Origin of the sequence: Pseudobacter sp., from assembly GCF_051955275.1 — a bacterium.
Classification (GTDB): Bacteria; Bacteroidota; Bacteroidia; order Chitinophagales; family Chitinophagaceae; genus Pseudobacter.
Map to the genome: position 1 here is coordinate 1 of NZ_JBQCGW010000088.1, position 22864 is coordinate 22864.

A 22864-nucleotide genomic window follows, 5' to 3' on the forward strand; every position below is an offset into this window, starting at 1 on the left:
CGAGATTTTAATTCTTTTTTTCAATCCTGCAATTAAATCGCTTTACAATCAGGGCTCCTATCTTCTTGCGGCAGATTTTGTCATTATTCGGACAAATTCTTCTGCAAAAAATCGCCTTATTTGCGACATATTCCAATTCGCTAAATGCATTATATTTTGAGCAATAGTCCCTGATTTCACATTCTTTTTTTGATCTATCCATCGGTAGAAAGATTGTAACAACTTATGGCAGACATGTTCTCTACTCTTATTGACAGCCGCGCCTTTCTTTAATTTAGAAAAATGAAGCCCCCAATAAACATATATATTCTCATTATCACTTCCTTTCGTTATTTCTGTTGCCTTCCTAAGCGCGTCAACTATGGTATGATTGAAAACATGACTATAAAAGTCCTCTGCTACTTGGGTTGCGATTCCGTTGTCCACTTTCCATAAAGTACCAATATATCCTCTTACCCCTCCCACTAAAAACGAATCAGCAATCCCCGACCACGACCAACACGAATTATTAAAAATAATTGGAGCCGTGTGGGCACCAGCAACGAATTGAATCATTGCTTGATATACCGAATCAGTACATGTTATCCCGCAAGATCCTGACACCGCGTCAACAGGCAGCCTTTCAGGTTTATAATTTGCATCACGAAACATCGCATCCATTTCTTTCTGCATATCGGCAAATAAATATCTCGGATAATTTTTTGCCTTAAATTCTTTACTACGCCATGCAAAACCATCGAATTTCCTAAATATCATTTTCCTGTGTACGGGTATTATGATATCATCGAATTTCGTCTCAGGTTTATTCATATATGGATTAGGAGCAAACCCAACGACCTCATCATACTCCACAATATGACTTACTCCATCCCTATCTTTAAAAGTCTCCGTAATTGAATACCCACCTACCTCCCCACCATGACTACAAATGTGCAACAAGTCATAAGGAAATTCTTTTACGTTCATATCTAGGTTATAAACCGTCGCTTCTTTTCCAAAAAGTTCTCGAACATAGAAATTCTTCTTTTGTAACTCCTTACTTACATATTCACTTTCTTCTCCAGCTTTAAATAACTTAGGAGAAAAAACAATTGCAGCATTATTGCATTCAACATCCTCGAACAAAATATTATGAAATATGAAAACATCTGGTCTATATAAAAGATGCACATATGTGCATGGGATATCATTGTTTATTACAAGGGAGTAAGGCAGTCCATTAGTAAAAAAAGTAACATAATCGTATGCTGGAAAATAAATCTGATCTACTCTTTTATTCACCTTTTCGCATATCTGATAATACGAATCATGAATTCCACTTTGCCATTCTTCCAACAAGGCCAAAACTTCCTTTTCTTCATCAGGCCCTAATGGTTCAACTATTTTTATATCTGCTTTCACTGAGGCTGCGTAATTCACTGCAACAACAGTAGAAACGGCTTCAATTTTTTCTATGACAATAAGCCCTGTATTGCTATCATCAGGCAATTCAATTAAATCTGCAGCATCATCGATTACCAACTTTAAATTTTCCCCTATAGCAATGTTCAGCCCATCCAGCAATTGATCAGACCTACACAATAACACTCCTTTATTATTCTCAACGAAACTCCCTAACAAAAAATCTAATTCGCCTATATCAGCGATTTCTATAATATTATATTTGTTTATAAACGTTAAATAACTCTTCTGTTCTTCAGATAAACCTGCGAGTATCAAATGATCACAACCACCGTTTCTCGCAATGCAATTCCCAACAAACATATTAAACTCGTTTGCGCGCATTCTGGTTACTATGTGCTCATCAATATCATCCTCATCTATATCAGGCTTAACAATTGTTACAACAGGAAACTCGAATAGCGGAAAATACTCTCCCGGTACAACAAAATATGATGATATCATGGCAGCCAAATCAATTCGTTTCCTGTCAACGATACAAACGAATTTTTTATTCAATACAGGTACCATTTTTCATTATTTGCGTGAATGAATGCAATACAAAATTCGAAACCAATATTCTGGATTAAGAATGATAATATACTAATTTCCAGCAGTTAATCAATTTCGCTATTTGAAGTTTCTAGCTTCTGGAAATGAGATCTCCGGAGCTTTCTGCCTCACTTGGGCCTTCTTATTCATAGCAGCAGGCAAAGTATCACCTGTCTCACTATTATTTAGCAAAGCGATATCTGGTCCGAGGTTACGCAATAGTTTCGAGAAATTGTGACAACGAATAGCCACCACATGGATCACATCGCCCTGACGCTGCATTTCCCCTTCAATCATGATTAAACGGGATTGCAGAATGGGCTTGCGAAACTCCTCAAACAGGTTTTGAAAAATTATGATATTGGCCGTACCCGTTTCATCTTCGATGGTCATGAAACATACCCCACCTGCAGTGCCGGGCCGTTGGCGGACGAGCACCAATCCTGATACCCGAACAATGCTACCAGGTTTGGTATTGAAAAGATCTGCCGAAGTAATCACTTTGAGCTGCTGGAGCTTTTCACGCACAAAGCTTACCGGATGTGCCTTCAGTGAAAGAGCCGTAGAAGCATAATCCTGTAACACATGCTCAGAGAGTTTCATTTCCGGTAAAGTCACCCGCTCTTCATCTTCTATATTCTCAGAAGGCTTCCCGGCAAACAGCGCCACAGGATGATCTTTGGTGCTTACCTGCCAGAGCGCCTGACGGCGATCCATTTGTATAGAACGAAACGCATCGGCTTCTGCCAGGGCTTCCAATGCATTGACAGGCACACCTGCTTCCCGGAGTTGATCGATTGTTTCGAAAGGCTGGTGGCGTGCCCCCACCAGGATCTCGATATCTTCCTTACGCAGTCCTTTCACCTGCCGGAACCCCAGTCGCATCGCATAATAGTTACCAACTTTCTCTTCCAGCTGATTGTCCCAGGCTGAATAGTTCACATCTACCGGCCTCACCTCCACGCCATGTCGTTTTGCATCCGCCACAATCTGCGCAGGTTGGTAAAAGCCCATTGGTTGACTGTTCAGCAGGGCACATGCAAACACATCCGGATAATGACATTTGAGCCAGCAGGACACCCAGACCAGGTGCGCGAAACTGGCAGCATGGCTCTCCGGGAATCCGTAACTGCCGAAACCCTCCAGTTGCCGGAAGACGCGTTGCGCATAGTCCAGGGTATAACCATTCATGATCATTCCACTGATGAGCTTTTGTTCAAATTGAGATACCAGCCCTTTCAGTTTGAAAGTGGCCATGCTCCTGCGTAATTCATCGGCTTCAGTTGGCGTGAATCCTGCTGCAACAATGGCGATCTTCATTGCCTGCTCCTGGAATAATGGAACACCCAGCGTTTTTTTCAATATATCTTCCAGCTCTTTAGATGGATACTCCACAGGTTCTTCCCCGTTACGCCTCTTTAGGTATGGATGCACCATGTCCCCCAATATCGGTCCGGGACGAACAATCGCCACCTCGATCACCAGGTCATAGAAATTACGGGGCTTCAGCCGTGGCAGCATGGATTGCTGCGCCCGGCTTTCAATCTGGAACACGCCAATGGTATCTGCTTTACAGATCATATCGTATACAGCAGGATCATCCTGCGGAATGTTGTACAGGGTCAGACCAAGACCATAATGTTGCTTTGCCAGATCAAAGGCTTTTCTCAGGCAGGTCAGCATGCCCAGCCCCAATACATCGATTTTCAGAAACCCCAGGTCATCAATATCATCTTTGTTCCATTCCAGGTTGGTCCTGCCTTCCATGCGTGCGTTAATGATTGGGCACAGCTCATGCAGCTTTCCTTTGGTGATCACGAAGCCTCCCGTATGCTGGCCCAGTTGACGGGGAAACCCCATAAAAGCATGGGTTAGCTTTAAGACTTTAAGCAGATGAGGATCCTGCGGATTCAGCCCCTGTTCCACCAGCCGGCTTTCATCGAACCATTCATCGGTAAATTCCCAGATAGCCCGGCTAAGCCTGTTCACGGTATCCACGGACAATCCCATCGCCCTGCCCACATCCCGGATAGATCCCTTCTGGTGTTGCTGGGTGACAGTCGCTACAATGGCTGCATGATCCCGCCCATACTTCTCATAGATGTATTGAATGATCTCCTCTCTCCTTTCATGTTCAAAATCCACATCGATATCAGGTGGCTCATTGCGCGCCCGCGAAATGAAACGTTCAAACAACAAATCGAATTTGGTGGGATCCACCGAGGTGATGCCGAGCACGTAACAGACAGTGGAGTTAGCCGCACTGCCGCGTCCCTGGCACAAGATATTCAAGGATCTGGCTTTGCTGACAATATCCTCTACCGTCAGAAAGTATTTGGCGTAATCGACTTCTTTGATATAGGCCAGTTCATAATGAATCGCCGCGACAACCTTTTCCGGAATGGTTTCTCCATACCGTTCACGTGCACCTTGCCAGGTCAGGTATTCCAATTGTTCCTGCGCCGTGCGACCTTCACTGGTAAGACCTTCCGGGTATTCATATTTAAGGTCATCGAGCGAAAATTGGCAGGCTGCGGCTATGGTTTGGGTGCAGCGGATGGCATCCGGATATTGTCGGAACAGGCGTGTCATTTCACTGGCATCTTTCAAATGCCGCTCTGCATTGGGATGCAGCCGGTAACCTGCATTGTGGATGGTACATTTTTCCCGGATGCAGGTGAGCACGTCCTGCAATTGTCTTCGCGCCAAATCGTGATAATGCACATCATTGGTGGCCACCATCGGGATACCGTATCGCTGCGAAAGCTGCTGTATACGAAACAACCGTTTGCTATCATTACCCTGGTAACTACGCCAGGCTGCTATATAGAGTTGATCCCTGAGACCTGCTTTATATTCCTGCAGCGCCAGATCGAAACCGGGATCAAAGACAAATTGTTGATTGAGCTCATCAGGAGGCAGCACGATAAAGATGATACCTTTCGTGCATTGGAACACATCTGCTTTGAATAAACGGCAATCCCCTTTTTCTGTACACAGGTTTCCGGTGGTGAGCAAATTACAAAGTGACGCATACGCATCCTTGTTAGTAGGATAGGCCAGCAGACTGGGACTATCCTGCAAATCCAGTCTTACACCAACAATAAGGCGGATGCCTGCTTTCTTTGCCGCACTGTGCGCACGCACTATGCCGGCCATTGTATTGCGGTCGGTGATTGCGATAGAAGTATAACCTAAAGCCTGGGCATGCGCTACGAGTTCATGTGGATGGGATCCTCCGCGCAGAAAACTGAAATTACTGGTTACTTGTAGTTCTGTATATTCCATCACTCACCTTTTCGATTAGCTGAAAAATCCATGCAGGTACCAACCTGCTTTTTTGGTTGCATCATAGTGGCCCGCGCGAAATAACCAATATCGCTTTCCGTGCTCATCTTCTACCGCATAATAATCCCGGTGTTGGCCATCTTTGATCCACCATGCCTGTTCAATGCGTTCGGGACCATCCGCTTTCATGACTTTGTGCAGTACTCCATTGTAGCGGAAATTCATGGGCGGGTAATCAGGTATCGGTGCAGTGACCGCTATGGGTTCAGGTTTGGCCAACAAAAAAAGTGGACGCGGGGTATCTTTTTTCCAGTGTGTAGCCGGTTGTTCTGTGAGGTCTGTTGTGGATTTAAGGGAACGTTCAGGCAGATAATGCTCCACAGGCAAATAGCGGCGAATGCGGTCTGATCCGAGCTTCCCCGCAATCCGGTCGATAAGCTGCGCAACAGGTGTTCCCTGCAAGCCAGTGGAATGATGCCAGATTTGTTCCTGTGCTACCACCACCTTTTCTACCTTACTAATCTCCAACAAAAACAATTCAATGCCCAGTCCTGGTTCAATGCCGGGTAATTTCAATTCGAACAACTTGAACAAATCGTGCTCATCCTGAGAAGCGCGACTCGTACCGATATCAACCGTTTCTATTTTTCCATCCACGCGAAAACACTTCAGTTGGGCTTGCCGGATCCCTTTGCCTTCTTGTGTGAGGCGTTTGCAACAGGTCGACAATAATTGCTTGACGGCAATCTCAATGCCGGTAGCAGTGACAATCGGCTCCAGGCAGGGCAACCGCTCCAGAACAGGTACGACAGGTTGTATGGAAACAATGAATTCTTCTTCACTGCCCATTGCCTGATGCAATCTTTGGAGAAATCTTTCGCCAAATCGTCTGCGCAGGGTACTGGCAGGCATGCGTATGAAAGAAGCCACTGTGTGCAGTCCCAGTTTCTGTAACCGGTCATTCGCTGCCGCATCTATCCGGAGCGCAGCCGCAGGAAGAGGCAGCAGGGCTGAGAGTTGCTGATCCGGAGCAATGATAAATTGATCTTGCGCATACCGGCTGATGGCCCAGGCAGCGCCTATGGTATCCGCGATGGCAACACGAACCTGGTAACCGCGTGTTCGGAGTTTTTGAGTGATATCTTCCAGGTACTTTTCTTCTCCACCCCATAAGTGAGCACAGCCAGTAGCATCTAATAGCAGCCCATCAGTATTATCAATGGAAACAACTGGCGTGAAGCGAATGCACCACTCTGCAATAGCTTTCAATAACTTGACCTCGATATCCGGTTTATGATCTATGACCTGAAAGCCGGGTAGTAACGCCCTGACATCTGCTACAGGCATGCCTGCATGTATGCCTTGTGCTTCCGCGAGGGGGCTGGCAGCAGCGATCACCATCCTACCTCTTTCTCCAATGGCAGTGGCAAAAGCCTGCTTCAACAGTTCGGGCTGGCGGAGCGCCAACCAATCCGTTACGAGGTAACGAAACCATATCGATACATACCGTCTTGACATCTATCCCACTTTTCTGATCGGCACTTTTTCAGTCCTTGCCGGTTGTTCAACAATCGAAAGCTTTCCTGCCCTGCAGGTAATAGTCCAGCTCCCAGGTTTGCCGTTGCGAACCCGCAACAGCTCTACCTTCCAGCTGGGATAACCAATGCCCGGTAGCCCTTCCAGGTCTAGTGAATGAGTGGAAGTAATGCTCCAGCGGGTCACACAGGCAGTCGTATTCATTTTTTGCACCTTGCGGCCTCGCAATACAAACCCCGTAACGCCGCTGTGTTCAACCACCAACTGCAATCTCCTGGAGGCTGTGAAACTTAATTCACCCGCTTCTGCAATGACAGCGCCTACCGCTTCACACTTTAAGGCTTCCTCCATTACCCACAGTACATCTTTTTCTCTGGCCACATCCACGAACACCAACTGCTCAGGAGAAAGCCCGAACTGCGCCAGGGCCACAGGGAACAGGGTGCGTGCGGCACTGATCCAGATGACAACACCCTTGCAAGCAATATGATGACTGATGAGTGATACGATGAATCCGGAGGCAGCTGTAGCATGCTCAGAAGATGCACCCATGAATTCATGAATAGCACCGGTAGGAAACTGATGATTGGGTAAATGTTGCAGCAAATCCTGTAAACCGGGATCCTGGATGGAGCCACGATCTGCCTTAGCTTTGAAGCCTTCCAGCGCAAGGATTTCCTTGCGCAAACGAACGATCATATCGTGGTCAGGTACTGGCATTGCTACGTAATCCACCACAATTTTACTAATTATTTTAGCAAAACCAGCATTAAAAACATCTTTCCATTTATAGGCTTGAAAAACAGACGATTATTATATAGAGGAATGTGTGTCTATGCTTTATCCTGGAGCTCAATCCAAACAGGAGCATGATCACTGGCTTTGGGCCAGCCCCGAACTTCCTTGTCTACCCCAGCCCGTTTCAGCCGGTTAACCAGATGTGGGCTCAATAAGAAATGGTCAAGCCGAAGGCCTGCATTTCTTTCCCAGGCTTTCCAGAGATAATCCCAGAAAGTATAAATATGCCCTGCCGGAAATTTTTTAGCGATAGCATCTGTCCACCCTTGTTTCAGCATCCGGTCGAAGGCCGCACGAATTTCCTTCCTGAACAGAGCATCATTGAGGTATTTTTCAGGTTTATATACGTCCACTTCTGAGGGCATTACATTAAAATCGCCAACCAGCAGAACAGGAACGTCAAAAGAAAGCAATCCTTTTGTGTGCGTCAATAGTCTATTGTACCATTTTACTTTGTAGTCGAACTTTTTTCCAGGATATGGATTTCCGTTAGGTGCATAGATACAGGCAACCACCATCTCTCCTACAATGGCTTCCAAATACCGGCTTTGCTCGTCTTTGGCATCTCCCGGCAATCGACGGCGCAACTCTTGAATAGGTAATGAACGCGAAAGGATCGCTACCCCATTCCAGGTCTTTTGACCGTGCCAGATAGCATGATAGCCAGCAGCTTTCAACTCATCTTCGGGAAACCTGCCTTGTTCCGCTTTTAACTCCTGTAAGCACAAAATATCCGGCTTCGCTTTTTTCAGCCATCGAAGCAGTACCGGCAGTCTACCATTGATGCTATTGATATTGTAGGTGGCTACTTTGATCATTTTGCTTTCTTACCGGCAGATGTTGATTTGCGGGTTCCTTTTGAATGGGTAGCAGTAAACGATTCACGAGCCCGCTTCAATCCCGTCGCTATGGCCACGCCTTCTTCCATGCCCTCTTCCAATAGCGCATTGGCAATCTCCACTGCTTTGTTTCGCAGTTTCACCGGCTGATTTTTATATGACGGAGGATAATCTCCATTATACCACGGCATAAAGTATATTTTGTTGGTGTGATACTTTATCGGTCAGACTGCAAGTATTCAATAATCGCTGCTCGCATAGGGCCAGCAGCTTCAATTGCTTGCTTAATTTGTTCATGGGTCTTATCGGGAAATTGTTGATGCAAATACTCCACTTCGGAAGGATCGTTCTTATCAACGCGCACATCATCAGCTTTACCGGTGTTTTGTTTATTATCTGCCATAATTGTCGTTTATATTACAAATTGCAATCATAATACCAGCTAAAGCACTGGGTAATTGTCACCACAGGCTCTGTGACTGCCAAAGCTTGTAATACCAAAGGTTAGACATAATGCGCCCGTGCCCTGGTAATAAGGCTGGTCCTCCTTTTGCGGGAACTTTTCCAAATACCCGGTATGGCAAGACGGAGAAAATCAAAGGGTAAAAGGTCCACTATATTATCAGGAATAGAACCGATGTTGTGCACCCTGGTAAAGGAGCCCTTTACCGATCCTGACTGGATCTACGAGATCAAATGGGATGGTTACCGGTTGATTGGCTATGTACAGAAAGGAAAGGTACGCCTCACTTCCCGCAGCGGCTTGGACTATACGGCTAAATACCCGCCACTGGAAAAGGCGCTGCGTTCGATCAAACACAATATGGTCATCGATGGAGAAGCGGTGGTGTTCAATGAACAGGGAAAGCCGGACTTTGATGCACTCCAGAATTTCAATGGCCATTACTCACCCATTGCCTACTGCGTATTCGACCTGCTGTGGCTGGATGGATACAGTTTACTGGATCTTCCTTTGATGGAAAGAAAAGCCATGCTGCAGGAAATGGTGAAAGGCCAGGATTTGATTCGTTTCAGTGAACAGTATGATGATGGACTGGCTTTATATGAGCAAATGAAAGCACTGAACCTGGAAGGCATGGTCGGCAAGAAAAGAGACAGCATCTATCAGCCAGGTGTACGGGGGTACGATTGGGTGAAAGTGCCCACCCGCAAACGGCAGGAGTTTGTGATTGGAGGCTGGGCAGAATCCGATAAGCAGCGCTCTTTTCGTTCCCTGCTCTTCGGAGCTTACAATCCTAAAGGACAGTTTGAGTGGATTGGCCGCAGTGGAGGCGGTTTCAAAGAGAAAGAGATGCCTGCTATACTCAAAAAACTCAAAGCGCTGGAAATCGAAAGATCTCCCTTTGTCAATCCGGTGCTCGATACAAAACGGGCTGCTATCCATTACGTCAAACCCAGCCTGGTGGCGAATTTTGAGTTTGCTACCTGGACAAAATCCGGTCGTATCAGAAAACCTGCTACCTTTTTAGGGTTCCGAAAAGATAAGAAGGCCAAACAGGTTGTCCGGGAACAAGTGGTATCTGCCGCTACTGTAGCAGAGCCGGAGCAGGTTCCCACTCACTCCAGCAAACGCAAATACTTGAATGCTGACAGCAATTGGCGCAAAGTGGATCAGGAACAAAAAGATGCCCAATGGCAGGAAATGAATATGGAACATTGCACGGTACAGGTGCACAATGTAGAGCGGGAGCTTTGGAAGGATGTGCCCAAAGCGCAGCTTCTGCTCTATTATCATTCCATTAGCCAGTACATACTACCCCATATCAAAGACCGGCCTCAATCCCTGAATCTGAAATTATCCGGTGCCGGAAGTCCGACGATCTACCTGAAAGACATGGAAAACAGACAACCCACCTGTGCCCAGATCTTTACAGATCTTCGTCACGACAATTCGCCGGTTGAAAAAGGAAAGAAAAGAGCACGCATTGATTACCTGGTAGCTAACAATATTGAAACATTGCTATTCATGGTGGATACCGGATGTGTAGATATCAATCCCTGGTCTTCCCGAATCCACTCACCACAAGAACCAGACTTCTTGTGGATTGACCTGGATCCCACCATCCCGGCAAAACTATCCGCCGCCAAACGAAGAGAAGCGGAAGAAACAGGTTTTCAGAAAGCTATCGAAACCGCACTGGCCACCCGGGAAGTCCTGCAGCAGCACAAGCTGACTGGGTTCATCAAAACCAGCGGAAAGACCGGCATGCACATCTACGTTCCCTGCCGGGGTTTCAACAATCAGCAAGTTACCCGCGCTGCAACTTTTTTGGCAGAAAAAGTCAATGCATTATTGCCTGATATTACTACGTTACAAAGATCGGTGGCCCATAGACGTGATCATGTTTATATCGATCCGCAGCAGAATTATTACACCAAGACCCTGGCCGCTCCATACAGCGTTCGCCCTTACCATTCACCGCTGGTAAGTACACCACTGGACTGGAAAGAAGTGAAACCGTCACTGGACAGGTGGCAGTTCACAATAGATACAGTACTGAAGAGAGTGCGTAAGACAGGAGATGTATTTAAACAGGTATTATCAGATGCAGTAGCTTCCAAGAATGTACCATTCATTCAAAAGCTGCTTGATAAGTCTTGATTAATCCTGGTCATCTACTCGTCCCTGATATTTTTTCCTTCCTACAGGAAGGCCTTTCTTTCGTTGTTGAACATTATGTTCTATTTGCATGCTCACAAGAGCGAGCAACTCCTGTAGTGTAATTTCTAACACTTCTGCTATAATTATCATTTCATCATACCTGAAGAATCCTGGGTTTTCTATGCGCGACCAGACAGTGTCTGAATTGCTTTGAAAAAAGGAACCGAATAAGGCAGGTCCGATAATAACCACAATCGTATAGAGACGATCCGGATCGGTAGTGATTTTTAGAAACGCTTTGGCTGCGTTCACTTTTGCCTGCTGGCTGGCAGTCAGTTTCCTTTTCATGGAAATGAAAATAAACCTGGCATTCGCTTTCATCGGAAAAAAACGCCCAAAAATTGACCGCGAGCAGTCCCGGAGCCATTGCCGTGCTATTCAGCATTAAAAGTTCGGCATAAATATCCTTCCGGATAAGAAAGTCTGCGCCTACCACGAATCCAGTCCTGAGCATATGATGCTTGTTACAATCTCACTTCTTGAATCCAATCCTTTCCCTTTCCTCCCATTTTCGCTCAATAGCTTTTTCGTCCAACAGGTTTTCCAACGCTTCATAAATATGATTGAGCTGCGTATCATGTTCACCGATCCTCTCTTGAATTTGTTTTAGCTTTTCGCGTATATCCGTTTGAACGAATAACGCTTTCCTAATATCCACGAACGCCCTCATGACTGCTATGTTCATTTGAATAGCTTTATCAGAGTTCAGTACAGAACTGAGCATCGCCACCCCCTGTTCTGTAAAAGCATAGGGTAGAAACCTGTTCCGGCTCTGATTTTTTGCGGTCACAATTTGTGACCGCAAATCCTCTGGTTGCAACTTGTTTGAGGTTTCAATTTGAAACCTCAGACTACTCCACTCATTGTGAGTTAGTTGAAACATGAAATCTGCTGGAAAACGCTTTAGATTGCGTTTCACCGCCTGATTTAATACTTTGGCTTCGGTTTCATAAAGAATTGCGAGATCACGATCAATCATCACTCTTTCACCGCGTACCTCGTAAATCCTGTTTTGAATACTTTGAATTAATTGCATGGTATATACATTTAGTTCTTACTTTTTAGAATAGAGCTTGGTATTTCCCCTGTTCGGCACTACGCTTTTCCCAGATCTCTTTCATCTTCTGTGCTGCCTCTTCCGGTGTGATTTTGATATACCGGTAGAAATCTCGCAAGCTCTTATGCCCGCTGATTTTCATGATCAGCTCTACGGGTGTGCCTGCAAGAAATTCATTTGTACAGAAACTCCGTCTGCAGGTGTGAGTAGTAACCCAATCACACTTTTCCCGTATTTCCTCAATTCGCTTACTCCCTTTCTTATAGGTGTGCTTGATTACTTCAACAATACCGGCCAGTCGGCACACCGTTTTGATGTGGCGGTTGAATTCAGCATTTGTCAGTGTTACATAACCTTCATTGAAACGACCCTGCAAAATTTCCTTAGCTGCTTTGCGTAACGGGATCACTACCCGGTGATAGGACTTGAACTGTTTCTTATATAAGTAATCACCCCTGGCATCTGGCATTTCCAACGCAGAAAAATCACTGAACCGAAGTCCGGTCAGGCAACCCAACACAAAATCATTTCGATATGGGATCAAATGCGGATGCCCCCTGAGATCAACTGTATAAATCTTTTCTATTTCTTCCCAGGTCAGGTAGACAGCATCTGAATCCTCTCCAACGCTTTCCCATTCAGTAAAATCGATAGGTGCGATCACTTTTTTACTGATGCGGTGATTCAGGAAGCGACGAAGATGGTTAACAACCTTTCCTACAGTATTTATTTTTAAGCCGATAATGGTCTTCTTGCGCCGGGTTTGTTTATGTTCATAAGAAAGAAAATCAACAAAGTCCTGATAGAAGTCTCCTGTGAAGGAATCGAATGTGATGGTTACCTTGCGGGCTGTTTGGTAACATTTAAGTAGGTGTGCCATATTCCTGAACATGGCAGGAAATTGCTTGCACATATTCTTTTGTTTGGCCAGGATGTATAATTCGATCTGCTTATAAACATCTGCTTTAATTGCATCCTGTATTTTCTTTTCCTCTTCTATTTTCTCCTGTTCAGCTTTCTTCACCTTCTCATCGAGAGAAAATATATCCAGATCAGGGCTGTAGAACCTTTTAACAAATTCAGCCCGGTCCTCGATATTGTTTCGAATGGCATATTTTATCACATGCCCTACTAATTCCATTTGCTGCTGCAAAGCAACATTTAACTTGGCGGCCAATCCATGCTCCAGTGGCAAATCAGGACTGATCTCTTTTTTGGTTTTGTCCCAATAAGCTGCAGGAATAACAATCTGCGTATCCAGTAACGGTTTCTTGGCGCTGGTGAAGCAATACTGAATATGGATGTTGCTGAAGCCATCTGCCCGCGGCTTGTAACAGCCAGGTTGAATCGGGTATAACATAGTGTGCCTTTTTGACGGTCGAGTAAATGGTCGAGTAGATGGGAGATAAACTATGTTATACTTATATAAAGGTACAAGGAGGCGGGTATACCCAATCGTTATAGTTCTCTGAAGATCAAGCCACTTATGTAAAGCTGTATAAAATGAAGTAAGGATCGCTTTTGGCGATCCTTACATTCGGAGGTCCCGAGCAGATTCGAACTGCTGTAAAAGGTTTTGCAGACCTCTGCCTAGCCACTCGGCCACGGAACCGTTGAGGGAGTGCAAAAGTAGGATATTTGTTGGATATTTGACAAGAACAATCGATACTTTTTATGGGAACAATTCAAGAATCTGAACTGATTATCAATGAACGGGGGGCCATTTACCACCTGGACCTCCTCCCCGAAGAGCTCGCCACCACCATCATCACAGTGGGTGACCCGGACCGTGTAAGCAAGGTCAGTAGCCGATTTGACCGCATCGAGGTGCAACGCCAGCACCGGGAATTTGTGACCCATACCGGCACAATCGGCGGCAAAAGATTGTCCGTGGTTTCCACCGGCATCGGCCCCGATAATATCGATATTGTGCTGAACGAACTGGACGCCCTGGTGAATATCGACTTCAAAACCCGTACTATCAGGCATGATCATACCGCCCTGGACATTATCCGGATCGGAACCTCAGGCTCCCTCCAGGCCGCCATCCCGGTAGACAGCTGGGTGGCCAGCACCCATGGACTGGGCATCGACAACCTCCTCAATTTCTATCGCGCCGATGAGAATGAGGAAGAACGCCAGCTCCTCCAGGGCTTCATCACCCAAACCCAACTGGGAGCCCGCATCTCCCAACCCTACATCAGCTCCGCTGCCCCCAGCCTGCTGAAACATTTCGTCACCGATTTCCACCACGGCATCACCGTTACCTGTCCCGGATTTTACGGCCCGCAAGGGCGGGTTTTACGCCTCGGTCTCAGCCACCCCGACCTGATCGACCGCCTCACAGATTTTTCGTTTGGTCAGCATCGTATCACTAACTTTGAGATGGAAACAGCCGCTATCTACGGACTGGGAAAACTGCTCGGGCACCACTGCCTCTCCCTCAGCGCCATCGTGGCCAACAGGGTGAACAGGAACTTCTCCAAAGACGCCGGTAATACCATCGACAAACTCATAAACACAACAATCGACATTCTTAAAGGGTTATAATAGTATATGGATCTACAGTTTTTCAAATACCAGGGCACCGGCAACGATTTTGTGATCCTGGACAACCGGAACGGACAGTACGACGCATTGACCAACAACCAGGTGAACTGGATCTGCAACCGCCGCTTCGGTATCGGCGCAGACGGACTGATGATGCTCAACACAAAGCCAGGGTATGATTTCGAGATGAAATATTACAATGCCGATGGCCGCCCCAGCACCATGTGCGGCAATGGCGGACGCTGCCTCGTTAAATTCGCCTGGCACCAGGGCATCCGCAAACCCATGGTAAAATTCCTCGCAGCAGACGGAGACCATGATGCCGAAATTGACGACGATGGCACCGTCAGTCTCAAGATGAAGAATGTAAATATGATCAGGGATTATCACGGAGACTTCCTGCTGGATACCGGCTCCCCTCACTACGTGAAGATCGTGACCGATGTCATGGAAATGGACGTCTATAAAAAAGGAATGGATATCCGCTATTCCAACCAGTTTGCCAAAGAAGGCGTGAACGTGAATTTTGTAGAACAGAAGAAAGACGATGAGATCATCGTCCGCACCTACGAGCGCGGCGTGGAAGACGAAACCTATTCCTGCGGAACAGGCGTTACCGCCGCCGCCATCGTCTGCTATCACAATGAACGCGGCTTCAATGACGTGACCGTTCATACCAAAGGAGGCAAGCTTACCGTGGAGTTCGACAGGATCGATGAAGACAGCTTCGATAACGTATGGCTCTGCGGACCGGCAGAACTGGTTTTCCAGGGCACCATCAGTGTTCCTGAACTCAATGCCTGAGACCATTCTCTTTTTATACCCAACCATGTCTGCCCCTGTTCATGAAATCCTTTCTGCCTTTACTTACACTGATCTGCGTATATACCCGGCCGGTAGCGCAAACATTTCCGGTATCGAAGTACCTGGAAGTCTGGGCTACCGGCGATATTACCCAGACTCAAAAGGCAGCCGTTCTCTTTGACGACCTCAGCAAACATAAAGACTCCGCTAAATATTACCCGCTGGTTGCGGAACTGCAAAAACGCATCAACCCGGACAAAGAGCCCCGGCTCCAGGTGCGCCTGATCATGTACCGCGCACTCTGGGACATGGAGCACAATGGCAGGCATCCGGATACCGTACGTACTCAACTGAAGCATACCATGGAGGCCGTTAAAATGGCCTACCCACTTAAAGACAAACAGCTGAATGCAGAGCTTTATGAACTGTACGGGGAACTGAGTCTCCGGCTGCCGGACATAGAGCAGTCGCTGCTCTACAACCTCCGGGCGCTGGATCTGCAGGAATCGATCGGCGCACAATATTTTCCAAAGAGCGCCTACAATTATTTTTCCGTCTCCCGCTCCTGCTACCTTACCCGTGATTATGCGCAATCCATAAAATACGGGCTCAAATGTTACGGTCAGCTCAACCGGATGCCCAATGTAACCCGGAACAACAGAGTGTTTGTGGCCGATATTATCGGAGCCGCTCATTTCAAACTGCGCAATACAGACAGCGCCCTCCGGTATTATCATGAGATCAGGAAACTGCTGAATGATCATGACCCCCAAAAACCGGAAACAGTTCCCGGCTGGACCAATTTCTGGAAAGGCCTGACCGACGGTTATCTCGGCCGGATAGAAATGGAAAAGCGGAATTTCTCCGCAGCAGTTCCATTAATTGAACATGCCGTCAGGGCCAGTATTGAATTCAATGAATTCAGCAACGCGGCCAGTTTCCTCAATAACCTGGCCTCCATCAGTTATGATACCCGAAATTTTAAAAAGGCCGTTCAGCAATACAGACAGGCCCTGTCTATTGCAGATAAAGCCAACCACCAGGAGAGCATCACCGATGCTGCGCTCGGCCTCAGCCAGGTGTACCGGCACCTGAACCAGCCCGACAGCTCCTATTTCTATTTTGGTAAATACCAGGTAGTGAACGATAGTCTCACGGCCCTCATCAACCGAAGCCGGATCAATGCAGCACGGGCCAGGCTGGATTATGAGAACATCCAGGAATCACTCGCAAAAGCCGAAGAAGAAATGCACTCGGAGCGGACCATTCGCCGTATACTGATGCTCGCCATCATCCTGCTGATCATCATCGCATCCGTCAGTTGGCACCGCATCAAAACAAGACATACGAGAAGAGCTGCCCTGCAACAGAAAAAGATACAGCAGGTACAACAGAAAGAAGCCGAAGCAAACATAAAACTGGAACAGTTCAAAACCCGGATCAGCCAGAAGAACCAGGAGATCGAAGCACTGCAACAACAACTCACGCAAAACGCACAGATCAGTCCCATGGAGATCTTTCCTTCCGTATTACTGACAGACGATGACTGGGTTAATTTCAGGAATGATTTCATCAGGGCCTATCCCAGCTTCTTCCCTACCCTCCGCAAAACGATCAAAGACCTCACTACTGCCCAGGAAAGACTGACCGCCCTTATCAAACTCAATTTCGACAATGCACAGGCAGCCGCCTGTTTAGGCATTAGTAAAGACAGTGTTTCCAGAAGCAAGCGCCGCTTACGTCAAAGTCTTCATCTCCCCGCAGAAGCCAGCCTGGAAGAATTTGTACAGAGCATCAAATAAATATCCGGCCGGTAAACGCTCCAGTACACCAATCTATTTATTTATAAACAGGAATCACGCAGCATTTTCATATATGAAGCGCCTTTTTCCCTGGCAAAACGCATATTGGCTTCGGGAATTCTTTCAGGCTCGGGATAACGTTCCAGTACTTTCTCGATACTGGCCTCACGCAGCAGGTGTAACATGGGATAAACAGACCTGTTGGTAAAATTGGCGGCATCATCCACCGGTGCCCCGGCAAAGAAATAATCGGGATGGAAACTGGCCACCTGGTAAACGCCCTCATACCCGTTTTTACGGATCAGGATCTCCGCTTTCTCCACCAGCTGAAGATATTCCCTGAAACTCTTAAATCCCTGAGAAAAGATGAGCAGGGTGGTTTCAATCCCAGGGTCACCATCAAGCAGCTTACACTCTTCCAGCAGTGAACCCAGGGCTTCCTTCTGTGTAAGATGAGGGACTACCGCGTAGCGGATACTGTCGCGCTTCACTTCCCTGGCGGCAAATGGACAAAAATTGCATTTGATCACTACTTCCAGTATCCATTTACGGGTACGTTCTATCACCTGCTGGTTGAAATCGGAGAGCATATTCATGCCGGCAAAACTACATTCTTGCAGCAAACGCTCCTCAATGGATCCCGGGAATATTTCGTATATTGGAAGTCCCCACTATAAATATTCCATTCCGGAACATCCTGCCCTCATCTTTCTTTAAAAACCTTAAAATGTATCACCATGCCAAAATTTGTCATCGAACGGGAAATTCCCGGCGCAGGCCAGCTCACAGGAGCAGAATTACAGGCCATTTCACAACAGTCATGTGCAGTATTGAATGAACTGGGTCCCAGTATCCAGTGGGTACAGAGTTATGTGGGAGGCGATAAGATCTACTGCATTTACAATGCCCCCAATGAAGAGATGGTGAGGCTCCATGCCACCAAAGGTGGATTCCCTGCCAATGTGATCACCCAGGTGTACCGCATCATCGACCCCACCACGGCTGAAAAGGCCTGATAACAATACCCTGTTCATCCGGCGGACAGCCCTGTTCATACTGCCCGCCGGTAATTGGGTATCATTCAGCACTTAAAAGCATTACCAGCTGGTTTACAAAGCATTCCGCCCGGTCTCCAACAACCCAAAAAATAAACTTGACATTCAAAAAGCCCGCTTACCTTTGCGCCGCCGATGATACAATATTTCAAAAATATCAACCACCAGACGGTAGCAATTGAACAACCCGAAAACGGCTCATGGGTCAACATTCTGCCGCCCCTGAAACAGGAGGAATTCTCCGATCTGGCCGAAGCCCTGGACATTCCCCTCGACTTCCTTACGGACTCCCTTGATATCGATGAAAGAACCCGTTATGAGGAGGACGATAACGTGAAGCTGATAGTGATCAAAACGCCCACGGAAAACAATTCCTTTAACGACAGCGACGCTTATTATATCACCATCCCCATCAGTATCATTCTTACGCACAACCAGATCGTGACCGTTAACTCCTTCGAGAACGGCGCCATCAAAAAATTCCTGCACACTTTCCAGAACCGTCATCCGGATAACCGGAAGATGATGGTGCTGAAGATCTTTGAAAAGATCATCCAGACCTACATGGAGAACCTGAAAGAGATCAACCAGCGCAGGAACCAGGTTGAACAAAAACTGTACGCCGCCAACCGTAATGAAGAACTGCTGCAACTGATGCGGATCCAGAAGAGCATGGTATATTTTGTTACAGCACTCCGCTCCAACGAAATGCTGCTGATGAAGATCGAACGCACCAACTTCCTCGGCCTCAACGAAACGGAGAAGGAATTTCTGGCGGATCTGATCGTAGACAATTCACAGGCCCTTGAAATGGCCAATATTTATACGAATATCCTCAGCAGTACGCTGGATGCTTTCGCCAGCATCATTGCCAATAACCAGAACCAGGTGCTGAAACGCCTGGCCGTGATCACCATCGTTCTCACAGTGCCCGTACTGGTAGCCAGTATCTATGGCATGAACGTACCGATCCCCTATTCCAATTCACCCTTCGCCTTTTATATTCCTGTATTTTTATCACTCGCCATTTCACTGGTGATCGGTTACTTCTTCCTGAAGAAAAAATTATTCTAGTCCATGCAACAGTTCAATGTAAGAGTATACGGTATCCTCCTCAGCCCGGGTAAAGATATATTGGTAGCAGATGAACTGATCAAAGGCAATTACTACACCAAATTCCCCGGCGGTGGCATGGAGTTCGGAGAAGGCACGCGCGATTGCCTCAAACGCGAATTCAAAGAAGAAATGGACCTCACTGTAAAAGTGACCGACCATATCTACACCACCGACTTCTTCCAGATAAGTTATTTCAAACCCGAAGACCAGATCATTTCCATCTACTATTTTGTAGAGGCGCTGGAACCGATCAGAACACCCATCCGCAGCACTGAGTTTGAATTCGACGAAGCACAGATGGCCATCTACAAAGAACGGGGCGAAACTGAAGCATTCCGCTATATCAGCCTGGATAAGTTCTCCGAAGAAAGCGTGACGCTGCCCATAGATAAGGTAGTTGCCAAAATGATAAAGGAACAACTCTCCCGCTAGGATTTTTTTACAATGATTCAGGGTATGCCGGTAGCTCGCCTCTGGCGGGTTACTCATATTGGTTCACCTCTGGCGAACACCGTGTCGCCGGAGGCGACGGAATAAAAGTCACTCGCAGGGACGCGAGCGACCGGGCATTGCCAAAGTAAAAGGGCCGACCTTTTAAAGTCAGCCCTTTGAATTATTTAGGATCGAGCATTTTGTTCAGCCTGTCCGCCATATCCTCCAGGTGATAACGGGTAAGCCTGTCCGTAGTTACCGGTATCGCCGCTTTGATTTCATTGCGTAAAGCCTTCATGGTGGCTCTGTATATAGAGAAAGCATCGCCGGTCTCATTGATCGGTGCCGGCAAACCGAATGCAGCAGCAAGCGCACTCACAGCACTGGAACCTGAACGTGTCTGAACAGGATTGAAGATCCTTTCCACCCTGATGATATAATCCTTCTGCAGGTTGCGGCGGTATACATCGATGGGCTTGCGTGCCGCCACTTCGCTCCACACGATATTCTTGAGGTCCGTGATATATTCAGTGGCAGTATAAGTAACACCGCCTTCCGATTCACCCGTGATCAGTTTGTCGATCAAACGGCCATCGAACAGTTTATTCATCGCCTGGTCCTGCAATCTCCCCACCATCACAACACCATCCACACCTATCTTACCGGTGATCTCTTTATTCAACAACCAGGTTGGCGTAGTGAAGAGATTTTTCTTCAGCCATTCCATCGCTTCTTTCTGACGTTCTTTAGACACCCGCTCATATACAGGACCTGCCTGCTCCACACGCTTTGGCGTTTCCATCACACCACCGATATTCTTTACTACATGGCCTACATAACGACCGAATTGTCCCGTCACCTGACCATACATTGCAGCCAGGTCTGCATATCCTTCATTGGCGCTGGCCGTCCATTCCGGTAATTCAGGAAGTATGCGTTGCAGATTTTTGATGCCATAAGAACCGGCCAGCATCGCATTGTCGCCCAGGTCTTCATTCTGTGACCTCGGATCATCCCTGTTGGTTTCAGTACCAAACCAGAGACGTTTGTTGCTTTGCTTTTCTGTAGTGAGCTTTCCCAGCATGGCCGTTTCTTCATCAACTGATTTACCGGTCCAGCGGTAGCCCCATTCTATAGCCCATGTATCGTAATCACCGATGCGTGGGAAGATCCCTTTTTCAGAAATATTATCTTCTGGCTGCGCTACATAATTGAAACGCGCATAGTCCATGATACTGGGGGTATGTCCATTTTCTTCCACCCATTTTTTATTGCGCAGGTTCTCTACCGGCACGGTGGAACTGGATCCGAAATTATGACGGAGGCCCAGTGTATGTCCTACTTCATGGGAAGACACAAAGCGGATCAGTTGCCCCATCAGCTCATCATCGAACTGTGCTTTCCTGGCGCGTGGATCGATGGCAGCTGCCTGCACCATATACCAGTTGCGCAGCAGTTCCATTACATTATGGTACCAGTTGATATGCGTTTCAAGGATCTCTCCCGAACGGGGATCGGCCGTACTTGGGCCGCTTGCATTGGCCACTGAAGATGGCTTGTAAACGATCACTGAATTACGTGCATCATCCATGCTCCAGCTCGGATCTTCTTCCGGTGTTGGCGCAGCTTTGGCCTTGATGGCATTTTTGAAGCCTGCTTTCTCGAAAGCCTTCTGCCAGTCGTTCACACCCTGGATCAGATATGGCACCCATTTCTTTGGAGTGGCCGGATCTATATAAATAACGATGGGCTTCTGTGGTTCCACCAGTTCTCCCTTTCTGTAACGCTCCACATCTTCAGGCTTTGGTTCCAGTCTCCAGCGTTTGGCCAGCACCAGCTCTTTTATGCCCTGTGGATTTTTATCGAAGTCGGTATACCCTACTGCAAAATAACCTACACGCGGATCAAAATACCTTGGCTGCATCGGCTCTTTGGGAAGCACCACAATGGAGGTGGTGAGCTCGATGGTGGCATTGCCAGATGCAGACTCACCTGCACGCGCATAGGTCTTTACCGTTCTGATATTGGTATTGAGCGGGAAAGAACTCACACCCGCGATATATGATTTGTCTGCCTGGAAACCACCAAGCTTCCAGTTCTTTTTCTGGTTATTATCGAAATGAAGCACATCATTGTCGCCCGCGATATAATCAGTGAAATCTATCACCACGCCATTTGAGTCAGAAGACTGCGCTTTGATATCAAAACCGGCAGCAATGGGCTGCATATTGGAACGGATAACTGCCGTGTACATATCCCTGGTGGAATCAGCAGAGAACTCGGAAAAACTTTTCTTTACCAGGAAGAGCTTGTTGTTAGGTCCGCGCTGGAAGCTGATCACGTTGGCATTCACGGCATCACCGGCGTAGCCCGACATGGAACCTGAACTGCGGAGATCGGCCCCTGCCTTTGCCACACGGGTCATGAAGAGGAAATCCCTGCTGAGCATGGCTTCGGGGATCTCTACCAGGTAGCGGTCATCTATTTTGTGCACCAGGAAGAGACCGCGTTCTGTTTTTGCTTTTGCGGTAACAACTTCGTTATAAGGTTTGAGACCGGATTTCACAACCGGAGTTGTGGCGGCTGGCTTATTTGCAGTATCTGTTGTTCCGGCATTCCTGCCATTCCTTTGCGCCATTGCCATCGCTCCGGTTGTGAGCAGCAATCCTGCGCAGAGCGAGGTTTTCAGGCTGAGGGATTTTGTCATCTTGAAAAACATTTAGTGTTCAATAGGGTTCGGAGTGCACCCAGTCGCTCGCGTCCCCGAGAGTGACTTCTAATTGTCCGCCTCTGGCGAGCACTGTGTTGCCGGAGGTGACGGAATAAACGTCACTCGCGGGGACGCCAGCGACTGGGCACACCCTGATTAAAGGCGGCAAGTTAATTTTTTTTGGAACTGCCACGACCTTAAA

Annotated in this window: 19 protein-coding genes and 1 tRNA gene; 7 read left to right on the plus strand and 13 right to left on the minus strand. The window is 47.1% G+C overall.

Features of this window, described 5'->3' with window-relative positions; all coding sequences use genetic code 11:
• Nucleotides 1-57: 57 nt before the first annotated feature.
• The 7 genes from ACTHMC_RS07640 to ACTHMC_RS07670 all read right to left on the minus strand — a co-directional run bounded on the left by ACTHMC_RS07640 (nucleotide 58) and on the right by ACTHMC_RS07670 (nucleotide 8856).
• Nucleotides 58-1971 (minus strand): hypothetical protein, encoded by a 1914-nt coding sequence (locus tag ACTHMC_RS07640; RefSeq protein ID WP_440412263.1) that lies wholly within the window; start codon nucleotides 1969-1971, stop codon nucleotides 58-60.
• A gap of 99 nt (nucleotides 1972-2070) precedes the next feature.
• The gene (locus tag ACTHMC_RS07645; RefSeq protein ID WP_440412265.1) at nucleotides 2071-5280 is read right to left on the minus strand and encodes an error-prone DNA polymerase; all 3210 of its coding nucleotides are present in this window, start codon (nucleotides 5278-5280) and stop codon (nucleotides 2071-2073) included.
• A gap of 15 nt (nucleotides 5281-5295) precedes the next feature.
• Nucleotides 5296-6798: a Y-family DNA polymerase gene (locus tag ACTHMC_RS07650; RefSeq protein ID WP_440412267.1), complete on the minus strand. Its 1503-nt coding sequence runs from the start codon at nucleotides 6796-6798 to the stop codon at nucleotides 5296-5298.
• The gene (locus ACTHMC_RS07655; protein ID WP_440412269.1) at nucleotides 6799-7536 is read right to left on the minus strand and encodes an ImuA family protein; all 738 of its coding nucleotides are present in this window, start codon (nucleotides 7534-7536) and stop codon (nucleotides 6799-6801) included. It lies immediately after the preceding gene.
• Between the two features lie 113 nt (nucleotides 7537-7649).
• Nucleotides 7650-8432 carry an exodeoxyribonuclease III gene (gene xth, locus ACTHMC_RS07660; RefSeq protein ID WP_440412271.1) on the minus strand — a complete coding sequence of 261 codons (783 nt, stop codon included), beginning with the start codon at nucleotides 8430-8432 and terminating at the stop codon, nucleotides 7650-7652.
• The gene (locus ACTHMC_RS07665; RefSeq protein WP_440412273.1) at nucleotides 8429-8644 is read right to left on the minus strand and encodes a hypothetical protein; all 216 of its coding nucleotides are present in this window, start codon (nucleotides 8642-8644) and stop codon (nucleotides 8429-8431) included. Before ACTHMC_RS07665 ends, xth begins: the two co-directional genes overlap by 4 nt.
• A 26-nt stretch (nucleotides 8645-8670) precedes the next feature.
• Complete coding sequence (locus tag ACTHMC_RS07670) at nucleotides 8671-8856, minus strand: DUF3606 domain-containing protein (protein WP_440412275.1); 186 nt, start codon at nucleotides 8854-8856, stop codon at nucleotides 8671-8673.
• A gap of 174 nt (nucleotides 8857-9030) precedes the next feature.
• Here ACTHMC_RS07670 and ligD point away from each other — a divergent pair, with 174 nt between their 5' ends.
• Nucleotides 9031-11076, plus strand: coding sequence for a DNA ligase D (gene ligD / locus ACTHMC_RS07675; protein ID WP_440412277.1), 2046 nt, complete (start codon nucleotides 9031-9033; stop codon nucleotides 11074-11076).
• Here ligD and ACTHMC_RS07680 read toward each other — a convergent pair whose 3' ends face one another.
• The 4 genes from ACTHMC_RS07680 to ACTHMC_RS07695 form a co-directional block, all read right to left on the minus strand.
• Nucleotides 11077-11424 carry a hypothetical protein gene (locus ACTHMC_RS07680; protein ID WP_440412279.1) on the minus strand — a complete coding sequence of 116 codons (348 nt, stop codon included), beginning with the start codon at nucleotides 11422-11424 and terminating at the stop codon, nucleotides 11077-11079.
• Nucleotides 11425-11608: 184 nt separating this feature from the next.
• Nucleotides 11609-12172, minus strand: a complete 564-nt coding sequence (locus ACTHMC_RS07685; RefSeq protein ID WP_440412281.1) for an ORF6N domain-containing protein — start codon at nucleotides 12170-12172, stop codon at nucleotides 11609-11611.
• Between the two features lie 25 nt (nucleotides 12173-12197).
• Complete coding sequence (locus ACTHMC_RS07690) at nucleotides 12198-13553, minus strand: tyrosine-type recombinase/integrase (RefSeq protein WP_440412283.1); 1356 nt, start codon at nucleotides 13551-13553, stop codon at nucleotides 12198-12200.
• Nucleotides 13554-13734: 181 nt separating this feature from the next.
• Nucleotides 13735-13805 (minus strand) — tRNA-Cys (locus ACTHMC_RS07695).
• 62 nt (nucleotides 13806-13867) lie between these two features.
• Between ACTHMC_RS07695 and ACTHMC_RS07700 the strand changes: the two genes are divergently transcribed.
• From ACTHMC_RS07700 to ACTHMC_RS07710, 3 genes are read left to right on the plus strand one after another with little or no spacing between them, the layout of a single operon-like run.
• A complete protein-coding gene (locus tag ACTHMC_RS07700) occupies nucleotides 13868-14743 on the plus strand; it encodes a nucleoside phosphorylase (protein ID WP_440412285.1) in 876 nt (291 codons plus the stop codon).
• 6 nt (nucleotides 14744-14749) lie between these two features.
• A complete protein-coding gene (gene dapF / locus ACTHMC_RS07705) occupies nucleotides 14750-15547 on the plus strand; it encodes a diaminopimelate epimerase (RefSeq protein ID WP_440412287.1) in 798 nt (265 codons plus the stop codon).
• A gap of 41 nt (nucleotides 15548-15588) precedes the next feature.
• Entirely contained in the window at nucleotides 15589-17349 is a 1761-nt protein-coding gene (locus tag ACTHMC_RS07710; protein ID WP_440412289.1) for a tetratricopeptide repeat protein, read from the plus strand.
• 41 nt (nucleotides 17350-17390) lie between these two features.
• On the opposite strand, the gene ACTHMC_RS07715 is transcribed toward ACTHMC_RS07710, so the two are convergent.
• A complete protein-coding gene (locus ACTHMC_RS07715; protein ID WP_440412291.1) occupies nucleotides 17391-17945 on the minus strand; it encodes a DUF1415 domain-containing protein in 555 nt (184 codons plus the stop codon).
• 141 nt (nucleotides 17946-18086) lie between these two features.
• Between ACTHMC_RS07715 and ACTHMC_RS07720 the strand changes: the two genes are divergently transcribed.
• The 3 genes from ACTHMC_RS07720 (at nucleotide 18087) to ACTHMC_RS07730 (ending at nucleotide 19952) form a co-directional block, all read left to right on the plus strand.
• Entirely contained in the window at nucleotides 18087-18365 is a 279-nt protein-coding gene (locus ACTHMC_RS07720) for a DUF4242 domain-containing protein (RefSeq protein ID WP_440412293.1), read from the plus strand.
• 174 nt (nucleotides 18366-18539) lie between these two features.
• On the plus strand, nucleotides 18540-19478 hold the full coding sequence (locus ACTHMC_RS07725; RefSeq protein ID WP_440412295.1) for a magnesium transporter CorA family protein: 939 nt from the start codon (nucleotides 18540-18542) through the stop codon (nucleotides 19476-19478).
• Nucleotides 19479-19481: 3 nt separating this feature from the next.
• A complete protein-coding gene (locus ACTHMC_RS07730; protein ID WP_440412297.1) occupies nucleotides 19482-19952 on the plus strand; it encodes an NUDIX domain-containing protein in 471 nt (156 codons plus the stop codon).
• Between the two features lie 181 nt (nucleotides 19953-20133).
• Here the strand turns inward: ACTHMC_RS07730 and ACTHMC_RS07735 are convergent, their stop codons facing one another.
• Nucleotides 20134-22659 carry a zinc-dependent metalloprotease gene (locus tag ACTHMC_RS07735; RefSeq protein WP_440412299.1) on the minus strand — a complete coding sequence of 842 codons (2526 nt, stop codon included), beginning with the start codon at nucleotides 22657-22659 and terminating at the stop codon, nucleotides 20134-20136.
• Nucleotides 22660-22864: the final 205 nt, after the last annotated feature.